Below are 17,476 nucleotides of genomic sequence, written 5' to 3' on the forward strand. Positions count from 1 at the left end.
TCCGCTCATCAGGGATTCCTCCCGCATCGGTAGCTCACCGCTCCTCATGACGCGCTCCCGATCTTGACGATGTCGCCGGCCCCGGCCCGCAGGTCGCGGGTCACCGAGCAGCCGGCGGAGTTCGCCGGCAGCCAGACCATCCGGTCGGGCAGGTCGGCGACCCGCACCGGGAGCCGGATCGAGCCCTGGTCGGTGGTCACGGAGATCTTGCCGCCGTCGGCGACGCCGATCTCCGCCGCGGTGTCCGCGGACACCAGCGCCTCACTGGCCCGCGCCGTCCCCGCGAGGTACGGCTCGCCGTCCTGCATCCGCCCCGCGTCGAGCAGGTGGTGCCAGGTGGCGAGGACCGCCTCGCCGGCCTGCGGCTCGCCCGCGAGCCGGCCGGCGACGGTGGGCGCGGCGGCCCGAGTGCCGCGCCACGCGCCGAGCGAGCCGAGCTCGCGGCGGGCGGCGGCCTCGTCGGGCAGCCCCAGATGCACGTCCATGTGGTCGGCGATGGCGCCGATGACCGCGAGGTCGCTCATCACGCCGGGGGTCTTGATGGCCGCCGCGAAGGTGCGGCCCCGGCCCTCCCAGTCGACGAACGTCCCGGCCTTCTCGCTGGTGGTGGCCACCGGGAGCACCACGTCGGCGCGGTCGGTGACCGCGCTGGCCCGCTGTTCGAGGCTGACGATGAACGGGGTGTTCTCCAGCGCGGCGAGCACCGCGTCGGGGTCGGGCAGGTCGTAGGGGTCGACGCCGGCGACCAGCAGCGCGTCGAGCTGCTCGTCCAGGGCGGCGGCGAGGATCTGCGCGGTGGAACGGCCCAGGGTGGCGGGCAGCGTCGCGACGTCCCAGGCGCGGGCGACCTCGGCGCGCGCCTCGGCCTCGGCGACCGGCCGCCCGATGGGCAGCAGGTTGGGCAGCGCGCCGGCCTCCAGCGCGCCGCGCTCACCGGCCCGGCGCGGGATCCAGGCGAGCTTGGCGCCGGTGGCGGCGCTCAGCCGCGCGACGGCCGACAGCGCGCCGGGCAGCGCGGCCAGGCGCTCGCCGGCCAGCACCACCGCGCCGGGGCGCTTGAGCGCCTCGGCCAGCGGGTGGTCACCGCCGATCAGGCCGCCGAGCACGTCGGCCTCGGCGCCGGGCAGGGCCGAAAGCAGCGTGCCGGACAGCTTGCGCAGCCCCGGCGAGGCGAACGGCGCGACGCTGTAGACCGAAAGGCCCCGCTTGCGCACGCCCTTGCGCAGCCGGAGCTGCACGATCGGCGACTCCTCCTCGGGCTCGAAGCCCACGAGCAGCACGACCGGGGCCTTCTCCAGGTCGGCGTAGGAGGTCTCGATGCCCTTGCCGGCCACGGCGTGCGCGAGGAACTGCGCCTCCTCCGCCGAGTGCGGGCGGGCGCGGAAGTCGATGTCGTTGGTGGCCAGCGCGATCCGGGCGAACTTGCTGTAGGCGTAGGCGTCTTCGACCGTGACCCGGCCGCCGACCAGGACTCCGGCCCTGCCCTTGGCCCGCGTCAGCCCGGCCGCCGCGACCGCCAGGGCCTCCGGCCAGGAGGCGGGCACGAGGTTGCCCTCCTCGTCACGGATCAGCGGGCTGCGCAGCCGGTCCGGCTGGGTGGTGTAGGCGAAGGCCCAGCGGCCCTTGTCGCAGTTCCATTCCTCGTTGACCTGCGGGTCATCGCCCGCCAGCCGGCGGGTGACCTTGCCGCGGCGGTGGTCGGTGCGCATCGCGCAGCCGCTCGCGCAGTGCTCGCAGGCGCTCGGCGTGGACACGAGGTCGAACGGCCTGGCCCGGAAGCGGTACGCCGCGCCGGTCAGCGCCCCCACCGGGCAGATCTGGACGGTGTTGCCGGAGTAGTAGGACTGGAACGGCTCGCCGTCGGCCGTCCTTACCTGCTCCTTGGCCCCGCGCTCGAAGAAGTCGATGAGCGGGTCTCCGGCGATCTCGTCGGAGAAGCGGATGCAGCGGGCGCACTGGATGCAGCGCTCGCGGTCCAGCAGCACCTCGGTGGACAGCGGGATCGGCTTTTCGAAGGTGCGCTTGTCCTCTTGGAACCGGGACTCGCCCTGCCCGTTGGACATCGCCTGGTTCTGCAGGGGGCACTCGCCGCCCTTGTCGCAGACCGGGCAGTCCAGCGGGTGGTTCATCAGCAGCATCTCCATGACGCCGCGCTGAGCCTTCTCGGCGACCGGGCTGGTGAGCTGGGTCTGCACCACCATGCCCTCGGTACAGGTGGTGGTGCAGGAGGCGGCCGGCTTGGGCATGCCCTCGACGGTGACCAGGCACTGGCGGCAGGCGCCGACCGGATCGAGCAGCGGGTGGTCACAGAACCGCGGGATCTGGATGCCCAGCAGCTCGGCGGCGCGGATCACCAGGGTGCCCTTGGGCACGCTGATCTGGAACCCGTCGATGGTGAGGCTGACCAGGTCTACCGGCTGCTCGACCGCGCCTCCTGCGGTCGCCTGGATGGTCATGCGTTCTCCCAGACAGTGGACGCGGCACGATCGAACGGACAGCCGCCCACTTCGAAGTGCTTGAGGTATTCGTCGCGGAAGTGCTTGATCGACGAGTGGATCGGCGCGGCGGCGCCGTCGCCGAGGGCGCAGAACGCCCGGCCCACGATGTTGTCGGCGATGTCGGTGATGGTGGTGAGGTCCTCTTCGGTGCCCTCGCCCTTCTCGAGCCGCTTGAGCACGTGCTTGAGCCAGTACGTGCCCTCCCGGCAGGGGGTGCACTTGCCGCAGGACTCATGGGCGTAGAACTCGGTCCACCGCAGCACCGAGCGGACCACGCAGGTGGTCTCGTCGAAGATCTGCAGCGCCCGGGTGCCGAGCAGGGAGCCCTTCGCGCCGACGGACTCGAAGTCCAGCGGGACGTCCAGGTGCTCCTCGGTGAAGATCGGCGTGGAGGACCCGCCCGGTGTCCAGAACTTCAGCCGGTGCCCGGCGCGCACGCCGCCCGCCATGTCGAGCAGTTCGCGCAGCGTGATGCCGAGCGGGGCCTCGAACTGGCCCGGCCGGGTGACGTGGCCGCTCAGCGAGAAGATGCCGAAGCCCTTGGACTTCTCGGTGCCCATCGAGGAGAACCAGGAGGGGCCGTTCGCCACGATGCTGGGAACGCTCGCCACCGACTCGACGTTGTTGATGACAGTGGGGCACGCGTAGAGCCCCGCGACCGCCGGGAAGGGAGGCTTGAGGCGAGGTTGCCCGCGATATCCCTCCAGCGAGTCGAGCAGCGCCGTCTCCTCGCCGCAGATGTAGGCCCCCGCGCCGGTGTGCACGGTGAGTTCGAGGTCGAAGCCGGAGCCGAGGACGTCGGTGCCCAGCAGGCCCGCGTCGTAGGCCTCCCGTACGGCGGCGCGCAGCCGGCGCACCACGTGCAGCACCTCGCCGCGCACGTAGATGAACGCGTGGGCGGCCCGGATCGCGTAGGACGTGATGACGATGCCCTCGACCAGCGCGTGCGGGTTGGCCATCATCAGCGGGATGTCCTTGCACGTGCCCGGCTCGGACTCGTCGGCGTTGACCACCAGGTAGTGCGGTTTGCCGTCGTTCTGCGGGATGAAGCCCCACTTCAGGCCGGTGGGGAAGCCCGCGCCGCCGCGGCCGCGCAGTCCCGAGTCCTTCACCGCCTGGATGACGGCGTCCGGATCCATGCCGAGCGCCTTGCGGGCCGCGGCGTAGTCTCCGTAGCCCCGCAGGGTGAAGGAGTCGGGCTGGTCCCAGTTGCGGGTCAGGACCGGTGTCAGGGTGGTCATTCGCTGTCTTCCTTAGCGGGGGCGGTCCAGCCGTTCTCCTTGGCGATCCGCAGGCCCTCCAGGGAGGGCGCGCCCGCCGCGGGGCCGTCGCCGGCGAGGTCGTCGGGGAAGCCGGCCAGCACCCGCGACGCCTCCTTGAACGTGCACAGCCGTTTGGGGCCGCGGGTCGGCGTGACCTGCTTGCCGGCTCGCAGGTCGTCCACGAGCTGCTTGGCCGAGGCCGGGTTCTGGTTGTCGAAGAACTCCCAGTTGACCATCATCACCGGGGCGAAGTCGCAGGCCGCGTTGCACTCGATGCGTTCGAGGGAGACCTTGCCGTCCGGGGTCGACTCGTCGTGGCCGACGCCGGCGTGCTCGCTCAGCTCGTCCCAGATCTGGTCGCCGCCCATCACCGCGCACAGCGTGTTGATGCACACACCGACGTGATACTCGCCGACGGGCTTGCGCTTGTACATCGTGTAGAAGGTGGACACGCCGACGACCTCGGCCTTGGTCAGGCCCAGCATCTCGGCACAGAACTCCTCGCCGCGGTCTGAGACATAACCCTCCTCGGCCTGTACCAGGTGGAGCAGCGGCAGCAGCGCTGATCGGGGCTTCGGATAACGCCCGATGATCTCCTTCGCGTCGCGCTCCAGCCGTTCCCTGGTCTCCGGGGAGAATCCACGGCTCATCGGTCCACACCTCCCATGATCGGGTCGAGCGAGGCGACCGCCGAGATGACGTCGGCGACCATACCGCCTTCGCACGTGGCCGGGATGGCCTGAAGGTGCGTGAACGACGGGTCGCGGAAGTGCACCCGGTAGGGGCGGGTGCCGCCGTCGCTGACGACGTGTGCGCCGAGCTCGCCGCGGGGCGACTCCACCGCCGCGTACGCCTGCCCGGCCGGCACCCGAAAGCCCTCGGTCACCAGTTTGAAGTGGTGGATCAGCGCCTCCATCGAGGTGCCCATGATGTGGGCGATGTGGTCGGGCGAGTTGCCGAACCCGTCGGGGCCGAGCGCGAGCTGCGCCGGCCAGCCGATCTTCTTGTCCTCGATCATGACCGGCTTGCCCTTGAGGTCGGGGCCGGCGAGCCGGTCGAGGCACTGCTCGATGATCTTGAGGGACTCTTCCATCTCCGACATCCGCACCAGGTAGCGACCGTAGACGTCGCAGGTCTTCTCGGTGGGGACGTCGAAGTCGTAGGTCTCATAGCCGCAGTAGGGCTGCGACTTGCGCAGGTCCCAGGGCAGGCCGGCGGAGCGCAGGATCGGCCCGGTCACCCCGAGCGCCATGCAGCCGGTAAGGTCGAGGTAGGCGACGTCCTTGGTGCGGCGCAGGTAGGCCGGGTTGGCGTCGAGCAGCTTGCGCATCTCGTAGATGCGCTTCGGCATGATCTTCAGGAACTCGCCGATCTTGTCGACCGTGCCCGCGGGCAGGTCGACCGAGACGCCGCCCGGCCGGATGTAGGCCATGTTCATGCGCAGGCCGGTGATGTACTCGAACAGGTCGAGCACCATCTCCCGCTCCCGGATGCCGAACAGGAACGGCGTGGTGGCGCCCAGCTCCATGCCGAAGGTGGCGATCGCCATCATGTGCGAGGAGATCCGGTTGAGCTCCATCATCAGCACCCGGATCACGTCGGCCCGCTCCGGGATGCGGTCGGTGATGCCGAGCAGCTTCTCGACTCCCAGGCAGTAGGCCGTCTCGTTGAAGATCGGCGCCAGGTAGTCCATCCGGGTCACGAACGTGGTGCCCTGCGTCCACGTCCGGAACTCCATGTTCTTTTCGATCCCGGTGTGCAGGTAGCCGATGACCGTGCGGGCCTCGATCACCGTCTCGCCGTCGAGGGTCAGCACCAGCCGCAGCACGCCGTGCGTGGAGGGGTGCTGCGGGCCCATGTTGATGACCAGGCGCTCCTCGTCGGAGCCGGCGACCGCGGCGACCAGTTCGTCCCAGTCCTGGCCGGTGACGGTGTAGACCTTGCCTTCCGTCGCCTCTTCCTGGGCGTTGTCGTATGCGGTGCTCATGCGTACGACCTCCTCTCGTCGGGCGCGGGGATCTCGGCGCCGCGGTATTCGACCGGGACGCCGCCGAGCGGGTAGTCCTTGCGCTGCGGGTGCCCCTCCCAGTCGTCGGGCATCTGGATCCGGGTCAGCGCCGGGTGCCCGTCGAAGATCAGGCCGAAGAGGTCGTACGCCTCGCGTTCGTGCCAGTCGTGGGTGGGGTAGATCTCCACCGTGGAGGGCACGTGCGGGTCGGCGTCGGGGGCGGCGCACTCCACGCGCAGCCTGCGGTTGTGGGTGATCGAGCACAGGTGGATCACCGCGTGCAGCTCGGCGCCGGTGTCGTCCGGGTAGTGCACGCCGGAGACGCCGAGCGACAGCTCGAAACGCAGCGCCGGGTCATCGCGCAGGTGCCGGCAGACCTCCAGCAGGCGCTCCCGCTTGACGTGGAAGGTCAGTTCGCCGCGGTCGACCACGACGCTCTCGACGGCCTCGGCGAGGTCACCGCCGAGGGCGCGTTCGAGCTGGTCGGCGATGTCGTCGAAATCGCCGCGCCCGGACGGGCCGACCGGCCCGCCGTACGGGCGGGGGGTGGACAGCTTGGGCGCGCGGCGCACCACGAGCCCGCCGTACCCGGAGGTGTCGCCGGTGCCGGTCGCGCCGAACATGCCCGTGCGGGCCACCGGCTCCTCGGGCAGGCCCGGGAGGTTGGCGGGCGGGTTGCCGGTCACGATGCCCCCTGTTGGATCAGCGGCAGCGAGCGGAGGGCGCGCTTTTCCAGCTCGTCGATCTGCTTGGCGCGGTGCGCTCCGAACTTGGTGTTCTGGATCTTGTCGTGCAGCTTGACGATCGCGTCCATCAGCATCTCCGGGCGCGGCGGGCAGCCGGGCAGGTAGATGTCCACGGGCACGACGTGGTCGACGCCCTGCACGATGGCGTAGTTGTTGAACATGCCGCCGCTGGAGGCGCACACGCCCATCGCGATGACCCACTTGGGCTCGGCCATCTGGTCGTAGATCTGGCGCAGCACCGGCGCCATCTTCTGGGACACCCGACCGGCGACGATCATGAGGTCGGCCTGCCGGGGCGTCGCCGAGGCCCGCTCCATGCCGAAGCGCGCCAGGTCGTAGGTGGGGCTGCCGGCCGTCATCAGTTCCATGGCGCAGCAGGCGAGGCCGAAGGTGGCCGGCCACACCGAGTTCTTGCGGCCCCAGCCGGCCAGTGCCTCAACCGTGCTGAGCAGGAATCCGCTGGGGATTTTCTCTTCAAGACCCATTGTCAGTCCCAATCCAGGCCCTTGCGGCGCCACACGTACGCGTAGGCCACAAGCACGGTCACGATGAACAGCAGCATCTCGATCAGCCCGAACACGCCGAGGGCGTCGAAGGCGACCGCCCACGGATAGAGAAAGATGATCTCGATGTCGAAGACGATGAACAACATCGCCGTGATCATGTACTTCAGTGGGAATCGCCCGCCGCCGACCGGCTGGGGCGTCGGCTCGATGCCGCACTCATAGGCGTCGAGCTTGGCGCGGTTCCAGCGCTTGGGACCGGTGAAGGGCGCGATCGTCAGCGAGAAGATGGCGAACCCCGCCGCGAGCACGGCGAGCACCAGGATGGGCACATAAAGCTCCATCGCTACGCTCCCATCTCCGCGTGTCCCCGCTCTTCGTGCCGGGGCGCGCGGTCGGTCGTGATGTGTCGTGCAAGTCCAGGCAGGGCGATCATCGTCATTCGTTCCAGTCGCGGGGGCGTAACGGAGGTCATGCCGACGGCACGACCTTCGACAGGGCGTTGATGATGCGGTCTCCCGCGTCTCCTCGCCGGTCGGTCAGATTACCGAGCAGCTTGAAGGCGAGCCGCATCAACCTGGGGTGCGGAAGTGCGTGCCGAGTGGCGAAGTTCATCACCCCGGGCCTGCCGATCGCCTCGACGAACAACCTGCCCATGGTGAAGTAGCCACCGTAGGCCTCCTTCAGCACACCAGGGTATGCCCGTAGCAGGCGCTCCCGTTGCGCAGGGGTGGACCGTGGCAGTGCCTGCGCGATCGTCCGCGCGGCGATCTCGCCGCTCTCCATGGCGTAGGCGATGCCCTCGCCGTTGAACGGGTTGATCATGCCGCCGGAGTCGCCCACGAGAACGAGGCCGCGCGTGTAGTGGGGCTGGCGGTTGAAGGCCATCGGGAGCGCGGAGCCGCGTACCTGGCCGCGCATGTTGTCCTCGGAGAAGCCCCACTCGGGCGGCATGTTGCGGACCCAGCGGCGCAGCAGGGCGCGGTAGTCGACGTCCTTGAACTTGTCGCTGGTGTTGAGCAGGCCGAGCCCGACGTTGCTGGTGCCGTCGCCGACGCCGAACACCCAGCCGTAGCCGGGCAGCAGCGTCGAGCCGTCCCACAGCTCCAGCCAGATCTCCAGGAAGTCGTCGTCGTGGCGGGGGCTTTCGAAGTAGGTGCGCACGGCGACGCCGATCGGCCGGTCCTCGCGCTTGTGCAGGCCCATGCCCAGGGCCAGCCGCGCCGAGTTGCCGTCGGCCCCGACCACCAGGCGGGATCGGTAGGTGACCGGCTCGCCGTCCTTCTTGGCGGTGACGCCGATGATGTGGCCGCTGCGGTCGTCGAGCAGCGGGCCGGTGACGTTGACCCCCTGCAGCAGCTTGGCTCCGCCTCTGACCGCGTTGACGGCCAGGATCTCGTCGAAGTCCTTGCGCACGCGGACCAGCCCGAAGTCGGGGAAGGACGTGAGCTGCGGCCACTCCAGCTCGAAGCGCCGGCCTCCGCCCACGACCCGAAGGCCCTTGTTCCTGCTCCATCCGGGACTGTCGATGTCGATGCCCATCGCGATCAACTGCTTGACCGCGCGCGGGGTGAGGCCGTCGCCACAGACCTTCTCCCGGGGGAAGGTCGTCTTTTCCAGCAACAGAACCTCAAGCCCGGCTTGGGCGAGATAGAACGCCGTGGTGGAACCGGCGGGCCCGGCGCCGACGACGATTACGTCGGCGTCGATGTCGGCGCTGCGTTGTGCGGCGGCTGGCTCGGTCACGGGACCTGTCCTGTCCTACACGCTGGGCGGCCTTGGGTGCGGCCTCGTTCCTTTGTGAAGCTCTTCACAAACTTGTCGGCGTGAAGTCTAACGCGTTTTACACAAGAGGTGACAGCCGGTCCCCTACCCGGATTTGCGCGCGCGGTGCAGGGCGACGACGCCGAACGTCAGGTTGCGCCAGGCGACCTCGCGCCACCCGGCCTGCTGGATGAGCCCGGCCAGCGACGCCTGGTCGTGCCAGTCGCGGATCGACTCGGCGAGATACTCGTAGGAGTCGTCGTTGGAGCCGATCGCCTTGGCCACCTGTGGCAGCAGCCGCATCAGGTACTGGGAGTAGACCAGGTCGAAGGGCTTGAGCGGCGGATGGGAGAACTCGCAGATCACCAGCCGCCCGCCGGGCCTGGTCACGCGCAGCATCTCGCGCAGCCCGGCCACCGTGTCGTGCACGTTGCGCAGGGCCACCGAGATCGTGACCGCGTCGAAGGTCTCGTCGGCGAACGGCAGGCGCATCGCGTCGCCCGCGATGAAGCTCACCCCGCGCACGCCACCGCCGCTCCGGCCGGAGGAGCCCCGGCGGCGCACCCCGGTGGCGAGCATGCCCATCGAGAAGTCGCACGCGATCGCCCGCGCGCCGAGCCTGGTGAAGGTGTCGGTCGAGGTGCCGGTGCCCGCGCCGAGGTCGAGGACCAGCTCGCCGGGGCCGGCGTCCACCGCCGCCGCGGTGGCCTTGCGCCACAGCCTGACCTGCCCCGCCGAGATGACGTCGTTGACCAGGTCGTAACGCCGCGCCGTACGGTCGAACATGGCGGCGACCTCGTGCGGCTGCTTGTCCAACGATGCGCGGGTCATGCGCTCAAGGGTACGGCCTGCGCCTGAGCGGCACGCGGCGGGAAGCCGTCAACGGAAAGTAGCGACACGGCTACGTTGCGTCTGGTACCTACTAGGGAGTGCTCGTCCCCACCGCAGCGGTCCTCACCGCATTAAGCCTGGCCGTCCCGCCGCCGTTCCCTCCGGCGAGGATCGCCCACAACAAGGTCGTCTCGGCCGATCCGGCCGACTTCACCCCTCATGTCCTCGATGGCATCGTCAACGCGATCGCGCTGGTCGGCCGCACGGTCGTCGTCGGCGGCTCGTTCGGCGAGGTGCGCGACGCCGGCCGGCCCGGCCCGATCCTCGACCGGCCCAACCTGTTCGCCTTCGATCTGGTCAGCGGCCGGGTCCTGCCCGGCTTCGCGCCGCGGGTCAACGGGCCGGTCCACGCGCTGGCCCCCGGCCCCGACGGCACGGTCTACGCGGGCGGGTCGTTCACCGCCGCCGGCGGCGGCGGTCCGGCGCTGGCGCGGCTGCGGGTGTCGGACGGCGCGGCCCTGACCGACTTCCGGCCACGGGTGTCCGGCGGCGGCGTCCAGGCGCTGGCGATCCACCGGACGGGCCTTTACGCGGGCGGCGACTTCACCAGGGTCGGCCGTACCGCGCGCACCGCGCTGGCCCGCCTCGATCCGGTCACCGGCGCGCCCGACCCCGGTTTCACGATCACTCCGGGCGCCCCGGTCAGCGGCCGGCCCAAGGTGCTCGCCCTCGCCGCGGCCGGCTCCCGGCTCGCCGTGGACGGCGCGTTCACCACGCTCGACGGCCGGTCCAGGCCGCAGCTCGGGCTGATCGACATCGGCCGCCCGGCCGCGTCGGTCGCGCCCTGGCGCACCGAAGCCTACAAACCCGCCTGCAACGATCGGTTTCCGACTTACGTTCGGGGCCTGGATTTCTCACCGCGCGGCGACTACTTCGTGGTCGTCACGACAGGCGGGTACGGCGGGCCCGCGAAACTGTGCGACACCGCCGCGAGATTCGAGACTTTCTCCCGGGGTGACACGATCAAACCGACGTGGGTCAATCACACCGGCGGCGACTCGCTGTATTCGGTGGCGGTGACCGGCGCGGCGATCTACGTCGGCGGCCACCAGCGCTGGCTGGACAACCCCCGAGGTCACAACGACGCGGGGCCGGGCGCCGTGGCCCGGCCGGGAATCGGGGCGATCCATCCGGTCAGCGGTAAGGCCCTGCGCTGGAACCCCACCCGCGACCGGGGGATCGGCGTCAAGGCTTTTCTTCCGCATCGTCGCGGTCTGCTGGTCGGGAGCGATACGACCCGTCTTGGCCGGGAGTATCATGCGCGGGTCGGGATGTTCCCTCTTTCGTGAGGCGGGCGCTGACGGCGTCGCGCTGCTGGGAGAGCAGGACGTAGCTCGCCAGGCCGCTGAGCACGAACGAGATGATCAGGAGCAGCGGCCAGTTGCGCAGGCCGAGCAGGAAGAGCACGCAGAAGGCCACGGCGAACAGACCCAGCCTGGACGCGGTGTAAACGAGTAGGGCACGCACAGCGTCGAGGTTACGTCACCCTTCCCGCGCAGCGAGCGCACTTCGCATCGGGCGCGAGCGCTGCTAGTCTTCCCCAACACCGCCTTTCGTAAAGAAACACCCATGAGAGCCCCAAAGAGGCTCTATCATATAACAATCGGGCAGTCGGCCTATAACAACCCGTGATCTTTGCTGAAAAGCACGGATATAACAGGCTTCGCTCGGCACACTGGTTACCTGTCCGCCCGCTGGCAGGAGGCGGGATGCGAGGGGGAGAGATCGTGGAGAGTAGCAGCGAGCGTCTGCTGACACCCGGCGAGGTTGCCGCCCTCTTCCGGGTAGATCCGAAGACGGTGACGCGCTGGGCGGCCGCCGGCCGTATCAGTAGCATTCGCACCCCCGGAGGGCACCGTCGCTTCCGTGAATCGGAAGTGCACGCCCTCCTTCGCGGCGAGGACGTTCTGACGGCCGACCGGCCGAGTGGTGAGTCCCCGCGCGTCTGACGATGATCTGACACGAATCGTCAGCACGGTGGTCCCTGCGCACCCAACAGGAGGCCGCAGGGTCACCGTGTCAGGTGGACGGGCTCGGGGGGCCGTTCATCCTTCGTGTTCGGCCTTGAAGGCCAGGAACTCTCGTTCGAGATCGTCGTTGTCCTCCTGCCAACGACGACGGCGCTCGTGCCACTCCTCCTCGGTCAGCGCCTCGGGCAGCCAGCGGTCGTACTCGGGGTCGCCGGGAGACAGATCGACGTAAGCGTTGCCGATCAGGCGACCGTCATCGCTTGCCAGGCTTTGCGGTACGCGCAGTGTCCCGTCCGCGAGCCGGATGACGTTCATGATCGTGACCTTTCCACGCCCCTAGATTCCGTAGCGCCGGTTGAAGAACAGCATGACGTTGAGGGCCATCCGCGTGTCACCGCCGAGCATGTCCACCAGCGCGGGACGCTGGCGCGAGGCGATCGCCGCGAAGGCGTCGGCGAAGAACTCCTTGCGCCCGAGCCCGGCCGGCTGCCGGTGGAAGGCGGAGAAGAGCAGCGGCTCGCACGCCTCGTACAGCGCGACGAACTCGGGGCAGTCGGAGACCCACTCCCCCGGCCGCGAGTCGATGTCGTCGAGGGCATGGCCCACCTCGTGCATCATCACATCGGGTGTCGGCGAGGGCCGGTCGCCCACGACGATCTTGCGGTCACCGTACGCGCCCGCGCAGATGTCCCAGGTCGCCCGGCCCGAGGGCAGCGGCGCACCGCGCAGGTAGCCCATGTCGTCGAGGTCCGGGACGCCGCCGGGCCCCACGTAGATCCCGTCCAGCCCCGCGGCCAGCACGGCCTTCAGCCGCTCCGGCAGCTTGGCGAGGCTCTCAACGGCCCGCACGGCCTCCGGAGAGGGAGGACCCTGCCAGGAGTCCCACTGCCGGTGCAGGATGCTCTCCAGGGCGCCACAGTGCCGCAGGCCGTCGCCCAGGTCGGGCGAGTCCGGAGAGTTGGGCTGGGCCCTCGGCTGCTCGTCGTCCAGCTCGAAGTCGCGCCAGGTGTACTGCGGGCGGTAGCCGCCCGCGGCGGCCGACCGGCCGCCGCCGTTGCGCAACTCGTCCTGCTCGCCGGAAACCTCGCGCACCCGGCCCTGGCGCCCCGGCCGATAACCGCTCTGCTGACCGGCCGCGTATCCGGTCTGGTTTCCGGCCGGATATCCGGCCGGGTATTCGCTGGGGAACGCCCGGGTCGCCTCCCAAGGGTCGGCGCGTTCCCGCGTGCTGTCCTGGCGCTCTCGTGACCCCTCGCCCTCGCGTACCGTCTCGCCCCGGTACGGCGAGGCGTACGGCCCGCGCTGCCACCAGCGGGTGGTGCCCCGCCGGTGCCGCCCCTTCTCGCCCGAATGCGCCATCGCGCCCCTTCATCGCCCCACGGTTCGCGCATCCACGGTACGACGCCGGGCCCCGCCCGTCATCCGAAATGTCCAGGCAGTACGGTGTCCGCAACCTGACTCGACGTGATGGACGCACCACCGGCGCCGATGGCTTACGCTGCGGGCATGCCCATGGTTCTCGGCCTGGCCCTGCTGGCCTTCTGGCTCTACTGCCTCTTCGACGTCATCACGACGCCCGAAGAAGAGACCAGGAATCTCCCCAAGGTGCTGTGGGTGCTCATCGTGGTGCTCCTGCTCGCCGTCGGCGGGCTGCTGTGGCTGCTGCTCGGCCGGCCGCGGGTCCCTTCCCCGCTCGCGCCGGAAGCAGGGCCGGGCGAGACCGCACGTCCCGCGGCCCCGCGCGGCCCCGACGACGACCCCGAGTTCCTGAAGGACCTCGACCGCCGCCTGCGCGACGAGGACTGAGCCCCGGGAGACCGTCAGGGGCTGCCCGGAATGTCGGCGTAGGAGTGCAGCCCGCCGAGGAACATGTTGACGCCGACCAGGTTGAACAGCAGGCAGCCGAAGGCCACGAGCTGCACCACCATGGCCGCTCTGCCCCGCCATCCGCCGGTGGCGCGGGCGTGCAGGTAGGCCGCGTAGGCGATCCAGGTGATGAACGCCCAGATCTCCTTGGGGTCCCAGCCCCAGTAGCGTCCCCACGCCTTGTCGGCCCACAGGGCTCCGGCGATGACGGCGAAGGTCCAGAGCGGGAAGGCCAGCACGACCACCCGGTTGGTGATGCGGTCCAGGTCGGCCCGGGTGGGGAGCCGGGAGGGACGGCCGTCCTTGCGGAACAGGTAGATGATCCCGGTGACGCCGCCCACCGTGAACAGCCCGGTCGCGATGATCGCCGCGCTCACGTGGATGGCGACCCAGTAAGAGTTCAGTGACGGCTGCACGGGGCCGGCCTGAACGTGCAGGTAGCGTACGGCGAAGCCGAGCGAGAGCGCGGCGGCGACGGCGACGAACGCGCCCAGGAAGCGCAGTTGCGGGAACTTGTGGCGCATCACCAGGTACGCGGTCACCGTGGCCAGGCAGATGGCCACCACGAACTCGTACATGTTCGCCCACGGCCAGCGGCCCACCGCCAGTCCCCTGGTGACCAGGCAGCCCGCGTTGGCGGCCCAGCCCAGCCAGGTCAGCACCAGGGCGATGAACCCCGCCCGGGCCGGCCATCGGGGGCCCGCCGTGTCGTCGTCCGCGGGCGCGGGCTCAACGACGGGCGCGGCTTCGGGCACGGACGTGCCCGCGCCGACCAGCGCGTGCTCGCGCACCACGGCCGCCTGCTGTACCGAACGGCGGCCGAAACCGAGGTGCAGCGCGTAACCGATCATGGCGAAGACGTAGAGCAGCACCGTCACCAGCAGGAGCTGGTCGCTCAGCGTGGCGAGACCGGTGTCGACCTCAGCGGGCATGTTCACCTCCGGAAGGTGTGATGGGTGTGGCGTGGCCGGTCAGCCGGGCGCGCCCTTACGCCCTGCGGGCTCCGTGGACCTCTCGGGCTCCTCGGGCGCCGTGGACTCCTTGAGCGCCTTGACGATGTCGGCGAACTCGTCGGCGAAGCCGCCGTCGCCGCTCTCGGTGCGGGTCAGCCCGCCGACCTCGATCACCTGGCCGGTGCCGTCGTCACGGACGCGGACCCACAGCCGACGGCGGCGGATCATCAGCGACAGCAGTACGCCGAGCACCGCCGCCACGGCGGCCACCAGGGCGGGCAGCCGGCCCGGGTCGTGCGCGATCTGGAGCGCGGCCCACTCCTTGACGCCGGTGAAGGTGATTTTGCCGTGCCCGCCCGGGAGGTCCAGGCTCTTGCCCAGCTCCACCGGCTCGGACATCATGACCAGGCGCTTCATCTTCTTCAGCCGCTCCTGGTCGAACAGGTAGACCGACTGCGGCACGCCGGAGCGCAGGCCGAGGTCGCCGGCGAAGGCGGTGACCTGGACGACCGGGTTGATCGCGGCGGGGAAGGTGGAGTCCCAGGAGCCGTCCTGCATCTCGGTCGCGGTGGGCAGGAACCTGATCGCCAGGCCGAGCTGGTCGGGTTTGGCGTCGGGGACCTTGATGGTGCACTCGGAGGCGAAGGTCCGGCTGTTCTGTGGCAGGCAGGCGACCGGTCCCTCGAAGGCGACCTGGCCTGCCCCGTCGGTGACGGTGAAGGTCGGCGCGTAGCCGTGGTCGATCAGGTAGGTCAGCGTGCCGTTGACGTCGAGCGGGTGGTTGACCTTGAGCGTGTAGTCGCGTTCGGCCGCCGCGGGCGAGTCGTGGACCGACAGCCGGGCCGTGTAGTCCAGCACCTGGCCGGGCCGGTCACCGGCGATCTGGTAGTCCACCTTGAAGTCGTCGAGCTGGAAGGAGAACGGTTCCAGCGACTCGGCGGAGACCTGGCTGCCCGGGATGTACCGGTCGTAGGCGGCGACGGTGTTGGCGAAGCCGTTGCCCTCGACGATGAGCACGTTGCCTCGGTAGCCGTACAGGGCGCCGATGCCGAGCGCGAGCAGGATGCCGACCAGCGCGGTGTGGAAGAGCAGGTTGCCCGCCTCGCGCAGGTAACCCTTCTCGGCGCCGATCCAGCCGGGGCCGGTGACCACCCGAAAGCGCCTGCGGCGCAGCGCGGCGACGAGCCGGTCGGTCGGGGCGGTGCCCTCGAAGGCGGCGTGGTGCGGCAGCCTGTTCAGGTGGCGCGGCGCGGCGGGCGGCTCACGGCGCAGCTCACGCAGGTAGACCCTGGTACGCGGCAGGATGCAGCCGATCAGCGACACGAACAGCAACAGGTAGATCGCCGCGAACCAGGGGGCCTGGAACACGTCGAACATCCACAGCCGGTCCAACCACTCGGCGGTGCCGGGGTTGCTCTGGAAGTAGCGGGTCACCGCGCCCGGCTCGACGCCGCGCTGCGGGAACAGCGAACCGGGCACCGAGGCGAGCGCGAGCAGGAACAGCAGCACCAGCGCGGTCCGCATGGCGGTGAGCGTGCGCCAGAACCAGCGCAGCCAGCCCACCGCGCCGAGCCCCTTGACGGCGGGACGGTCCCCTGGCGCGGCGCTCTCGCGTGTCGTCGTGTCGTCCGTAGTCGTCTTCTTCATCAGATCACCGGCCGGAACCCTCCGATCCAGCCCTGCATGGTCATGACGAGATCGCCCCACAGCCCGGTGACCAGCAGGACGCCGACCGCCACCAGCATGCCACCCCCGACGCGGGTGATGAGCCGCGAACGGCGGCGCACCGCCGGGAGCGCGTGCAGCAGCCTGCGGTAGCCGAGCCCGGCGATCACGAACGGCAGGCCCAGCCCGAGCGCGTACGCGAAGGCGAGGATCGCCCCGCGCCCCGCGCTGCCCTGGTCCAGGCCGAGGGTGAGCACCACCGCCAGCGTCGGCCCGATGCAGGGGGTCCAGCCGAGGCCGAACACCACGCCGAGCAGCGGCGCGCCCGCCAGCCCCGCGCTGGGCAGCCGGTGGAACCGCACGTCTCGCTGCAATCCCGGGATCAGCCCGAGAAAGGCCAGGCCGAGCACGACGGTCAGCACGCCGAGCACCCTGGTTATGATCTCGGAGTTGCCGAGCAGGGCCGCGCCGACGCTCCCGGCGAGCGCGCCGCCCGCCACGAACACCAGCGCGAAGCCGAGCACGAACAGCCCCGAACCGATCAGCAGCCGCCCGCGCTTCGGGTCTTCGCCGCTCATCCCCGTGACGTACGACAGATAACCGGGCACCAGCGGCAGCACGCACGGCGACAGGAACGACACCAGCCCGGCCGCCAGCGCGATGGGCAGTGCCAGCGCCAGCGACCCCGACGCGACGGTGTCAGCCAGACCTTCGTTCATCACTCACCGTCTTGACCGCGTTGAGCAGGTCGGTGTACTTGACCGCGCCGAGCGCCCTGGCCGCGATGCGGCCCTGCCGGTCAATGATCAAGGTGGACGGGATGGCGGCGGGTGGCACCGTGCCCTGGAAGGCCAGCGCCACCTTGCCGGGCTGGTCGTACAGGCTGGGGTAGCCCGGCTGGTGGTTGCGCTCGAAGGCCAGCGCGGCGGCCTTGTCGTCCTTAAAGGCGACGCCGATGAACTCGACGCCGTCGCCCTTGGTCTTGTCCGCGACGTCCTTCAGCACGGGGGCCTCGGCCACACAGGGAGCGCACCACGACGCCCAGAAATTCAGCACGACGACCTTGCCCTTGGCGGCGGCGAGCGCGACCTTGCTCCCGTCGAGCGCGGCACCGTCGACGGCCGGAGCGGGCTTGCGCCCGTCAGCCGGGAAGACCGACACCTTGCCGTCGCCCGCGATGAAGCGGGTGTCGCCGGTGCTGGGCTGGCCTCCCTGCGAACCCGCGCACCCGGCCAGCGCGAAGACCGGCACGAGCGCGTAGGCGAACGCCCGGAGCACGGCGGATTTCCTGGTGATCACGGGAGGGAGGCTCCTTGCACTACAAGCAGTAGAGCTGTCACTCTACCGGCG

General features: G+C 70.2%; 19 protein-coding genes. 3 read left to right on the top strand and 16 right to left on the bottom strand.

Features of this window, described 5'->3' with window-relative positions:
* Positions 1-44: 44 nt before the first annotated feature.
* The 9 genes from C1I98_RS02705 to C1I98_RS02745 all read right to left on the bottom strand — a co-directional run bounded on the left by C1I98_RS02705 (position 45) and on the right by C1I98_RS02745 (position 9,612).
* Positions 45-2,456 (bottom strand): NADH-quinone oxidoreductase subunit G, encoded by a 2,412-nt coding sequence (locus tag C1I98_RS02705; protein WP_111165454.1) that lies wholly within the window; start codon positions 2,454-2,456, stop codon positions 45-47.
* Complete coding sequence (gene nuoF / locus C1I98_RS02710) at positions 2,453-3,739, bottom strand: NADH-quinone oxidoreductase subunit NuoF (RefSeq protein ID WP_111165455.1); 1,287 nt, start codon at positions 3,737-3,739, stop codon at positions 2,453-2,455. Before nuoF ends, C1I98_RS02705 begins: the two co-directional genes overlap by 4 nt.
* Complete coding sequence (gene nuoE, locus C1I98_RS02715) at positions 3,736-4,410, bottom strand: NADH-quinone oxidoreductase subunit NuoE (RefSeq protein WP_111165456.1); 675 nt, start codon at positions 4,408-4,410, stop codon at positions 3,736-3,738. The genes nuoF and nuoE overlap by 4 nt, the downstream gene beginning before the upstream one ends.
* A complete protein-coding gene (locus tag C1I98_RS02720; RefSeq protein WP_111165457.1) occupies positions 4,407-5,747 on the bottom strand; it encodes an NADH-quinone oxidoreductase subunit D in 1,341 nt (446 codons plus the stop codon). The genes nuoE and C1I98_RS02720 overlap by 4 nt, the downstream gene beginning before the upstream one ends.
* Entirely contained in the window at positions 5,744-6,391 is a 648-nt protein-coding gene (locus tag C1I98_RS02725; RefSeq protein ID WP_199536680.1) for an NADH-quinone oxidoreductase subunit C, read from the bottom strand. The genes C1I98_RS02720 and C1I98_RS02725 overlap by 4 nt, the downstream gene beginning before the upstream one ends.
* Before the next feature lie 59 nt (positions 6,392-6,450).
* Positions 6,451-6,999, bottom strand: a complete 549-nt coding sequence (locus C1I98_RS02730; protein ID WP_111165458.1) for a NuoB/complex I 20 kDa subunit family protein — start codon at positions 6,997-6,999, stop codon at positions 6,451-6,453.
* A gap of 2 nt (positions 7,000-7,001) precedes the next feature.
* On the bottom strand, positions 7,002-7,361 hold the full coding sequence (locus C1I98_RS02735; protein WP_111165459.1) for an NADH-quinone oxidoreductase subunit A: 360 nt from the start codon (positions 7,359-7,361) through the stop codon (positions 7,002-7,004).
* Between the two features lie 127 nt (positions 7,362-7,488).
* The gene (locus C1I98_RS02740; protein ID WP_111165460.1) at positions 7,489-8,763 is read right to left on the bottom strand and encodes a geranylgeranyl reductase family protein; all 1,275 of its coding nucleotides are present in this window, start codon (positions 8,761-8,763) and stop codon (positions 7,489-7,491) included.
* Between the two features lie 123 nt (positions 8,764-8,886).
* On the bottom strand, positions 8,887-9,612 hold the full coding sequence (locus C1I98_RS02745; protein WP_111165461.1) for a demethylmenaquinone methyltransferase: 726 nt from the start codon (positions 9,610-9,612) through the stop codon (positions 8,887-8,889).
* A gap of 98 nt (positions 9,613-9,710) precedes the next feature.
* Between C1I98_RS02745 and C1I98_RS02750 the strand changes: the two genes are divergently transcribed.
* The gene (locus C1I98_RS02750; protein ID WP_233507069.1) at positions 9,711-10,961 is read left to right on the top strand and encodes a hypothetical protein; all 1,251 of its coding nucleotides are present in this window, start codon (positions 9,711-9,713) and stop codon (positions 10,959-10,961) included.
* Here C1I98_RS02750 and C1I98_RS02755 read toward each other — a convergent pair.
* Positions 10,858-11,139 carry a DUF4229 domain-containing protein gene (locus C1I98_RS02755; RefSeq protein ID WP_111165462.1) on the bottom strand — a complete coding sequence of 94 codons (282 nt, stop codon included), beginning with the start codon at positions 11,137-11,139 and terminating at the stop codon, positions 10,858-10,860. The genes C1I98_RS02750 and C1I98_RS02755 overlap by 104 nt on opposite strands.
* Positions 11,140-11,381: 242 nt before the next feature.
* On the opposite strand from C1I98_RS02755, the gene C1I98_RS02760 reads away from it, so the two are divergent.
* Complete coding sequence (locus C1I98_RS02760; protein ID WP_111165463.1) at positions 11,382-11,621, top strand: BldC family transcriptional regulator; 240 nt, start codon at positions 11,382-11,384, stop codon at positions 11,619-11,621.
* A gap of 96 nt (positions 11,622-11,717) precedes the next feature.
* On the opposite strand, the gene C1I98_RS02765 is transcribed toward C1I98_RS02760, so the two are convergent.
* The gene (locus C1I98_RS02765) at positions 11,718-11,957 is read right to left on the bottom strand and encodes a hypothetical protein (RefSeq protein WP_111165464.1); all 240 of its coding nucleotides are present in this window, start codon (positions 11,955-11,957) and stop codon (positions 11,718-11,720) included.
* Positions 11,958-11,978: 21 nt separating this feature from the next.
* Positions 11,979-13,001 (bottom strand): hypothetical protein, encoded by a 1,023-nt coding sequence (locus C1I98_RS02770; RefSeq protein WP_199536677.1) that lies wholly within the window; start codon positions 12,999-13,001, stop codon positions 11,979-11,981.
* Positions 13,002-13,148: 147 nt separating this feature from the next.
* Between C1I98_RS02770 and C1I98_RS02775 the strand changes: the two genes are divergently transcribed.
* Positions 13,149-13,448 (top strand): PLDc N-terminal domain-containing protein, encoded by a 300-nt coding sequence (locus C1I98_RS02775; RefSeq protein ID WP_233507071.1) that lies wholly within the window; start codon positions 13,149-13,151, stop codon positions 13,446-13,448.
* 14 nt (positions 13,449-13,462) lie between these two features.
* Here the strand turns inward: C1I98_RS02775 and ccsB are convergent, their stop codons facing one another.
* The 4 genes from ccsB to C1I98_RS02795 are packed head-to-tail and all read right to left on the bottom strand — an operon-like array spanning position 13,463 to position 17,425.
* Complete coding sequence (gene ccsB / locus C1I98_RS02780; RefSeq protein WP_111165466.1) at positions 13,463-14,440, bottom strand: c-type cytochrome biogenesis protein CcsB; 978 nt, start codon at positions 14,438-14,440, stop codon at positions 13,463-13,465.
* Positions 14,441-14,479: 39 nt separating this feature from the next.
* Positions 14,480-16,108, bottom strand: a complete 1,629-nt coding sequence (resB, locus tag C1I98_RS02785; protein ID WP_111165467.1) for a cytochrome c biogenesis protein ResB — start codon at positions 16,106-16,108, stop codon at positions 14,480-14,482.
* On the bottom strand, positions 16,108-16,845 hold the full coding sequence (locus C1I98_RS02790; protein ID WP_111165468.1) for a cytochrome c biogenesis CcdA family protein: 738 nt from the start codon (positions 16,843-16,845) through the stop codon (positions 16,108-16,110). Before C1I98_RS02790 ends, resB begins: the two co-directional genes overlap by 1 nt.
* Positions 16,826-17,425: a TlpA disulfide reductase family protein gene (locus C1I98_RS02795; protein WP_233507072.1), complete on the bottom strand. Its 600-nt coding sequence runs from the start codon at positions 17,423-17,425 to the stop codon at positions 16,826-16,828. Before C1I98_RS02795 ends, C1I98_RS02790 begins: the two co-directional genes overlap by 20 nt.
* Between the last annotated feature and the right edge of the window lie 51 nt (positions 17,426-17,476).

The organism is Spongiactinospora gelatinilytica (genome assembly GCF_003236385.1).
Taxonomy (GTDB): domain Bacteria; phylum Actinomycetota; class Actinomycetes; order Streptosporangiales; family Streptosporangiaceae; genus Spongiactinospora; species Spongiactinospora gelatinilytica.

Excerpts from the sequence above, each read along its gene's own strand:
- C1I98_RS02705 (WP_111165454.1), bottom strand. The coding sequence starts at position 2,456 with ATGACCATCCAGGCGACCGCAGGAGGCGCGGTCGAGCAGCCGGTAGAC.
- nuoF (WP_111165455.1), bottom strand. The coding sequence starts at position 3,739 with ATGACCACCCTGACACCGGTCCTGACCCGCAACTGGGACCAGCCCGAC.
- nuoE (WP_111165456.1), bottom strand. The coding sequence starts at position 4,410 with ATGAGCCGTGGATTCTCCCCGGAGACCAGGGAACGGCTGGAGCGCGAC.
- C1I98_RS02720 (WP_111165457.1), bottom strand. The coding sequence starts at position 5,747 with ATGAGCACCGCATACGACAACGCCCAGGAAGAGGCGACGGAAGGCAAG.
- C1I98_RS02725 (WP_199536680.1), bottom strand. The coding sequence starts at position 6,391 with ATGTTCGGCGCGACCGGCACCGGCGACACCTCCGGGTACGGCGGGCTC.
- C1I98_RS02730 (WP_111165458.1), bottom strand. The coding sequence starts at position 6,999 with ATGGGTCTTGAAGAGAAAATCCCCAGCGGATTCCTGCTCAGCACGGTT.
- C1I98_RS02735 (WP_111165459.1), bottom strand. The coding sequence starts at position 7,361 with ATGGAGCTTTATGTGCCCATCCTGGTGCTCGCCGTGCTCGCGGCGGGG.
- C1I98_RS02745 (WP_111165461.1), bottom strand. The coding sequence starts at position 9,612 with ATGACCCGCGCATCGTTGGACAAGCAGCCGCACGAGGTCGCCGCCATG.
- C1I98_RS02760 (WP_111165463.1), top strand. The coding sequence starts at position 11,382 with ATGCGAGGGGGAGAGATCGTGGAGAGTAGCAGCGAGCGTCTGCTGACA.
- C1I98_RS02765 (WP_111165464.1), bottom strand. The coding sequence starts at position 11,957 with ATGAACGTCATCCGGCTCGCGGACGGGACACTGCGCGTACCGCAAAGC.
- C1I98_RS02770 (WP_199536677.1), bottom strand. The coding sequence starts at position 13,001 with ATGGCGCATTCGGGCGAGAAGGGGCGGCACCGGCGGGGCACCACCCGC.
- C1I98_RS02775 (WP_233507071.1), top strand. The coding sequence starts at position 13,149 with ATGCCCATGGTTCTCGGCCTGGCCCTGCTGGCCTTCTGGCTCTACTGC.
- ccsB (WP_111165466.1), bottom strand. The coding sequence starts at position 14,440 with ATGCCCGCTGAGGTCGACACCGGTCTCGCCACGCTGAGCGACCAGCTC.
- resB (WP_111165467.1), bottom strand. The coding sequence starts at position 16,108 with ATGAAGAAGACGACTACGGACGACACGACGACACGCGAGAGCGCCGCG.
- C1I98_RS02790 (WP_111165468.1), bottom strand. The coding sequence starts at position 16,845 with ATGAACGAAGGTCTGGCTGACACCGTCGCGTCGGGGTCGCTGGCGCTG.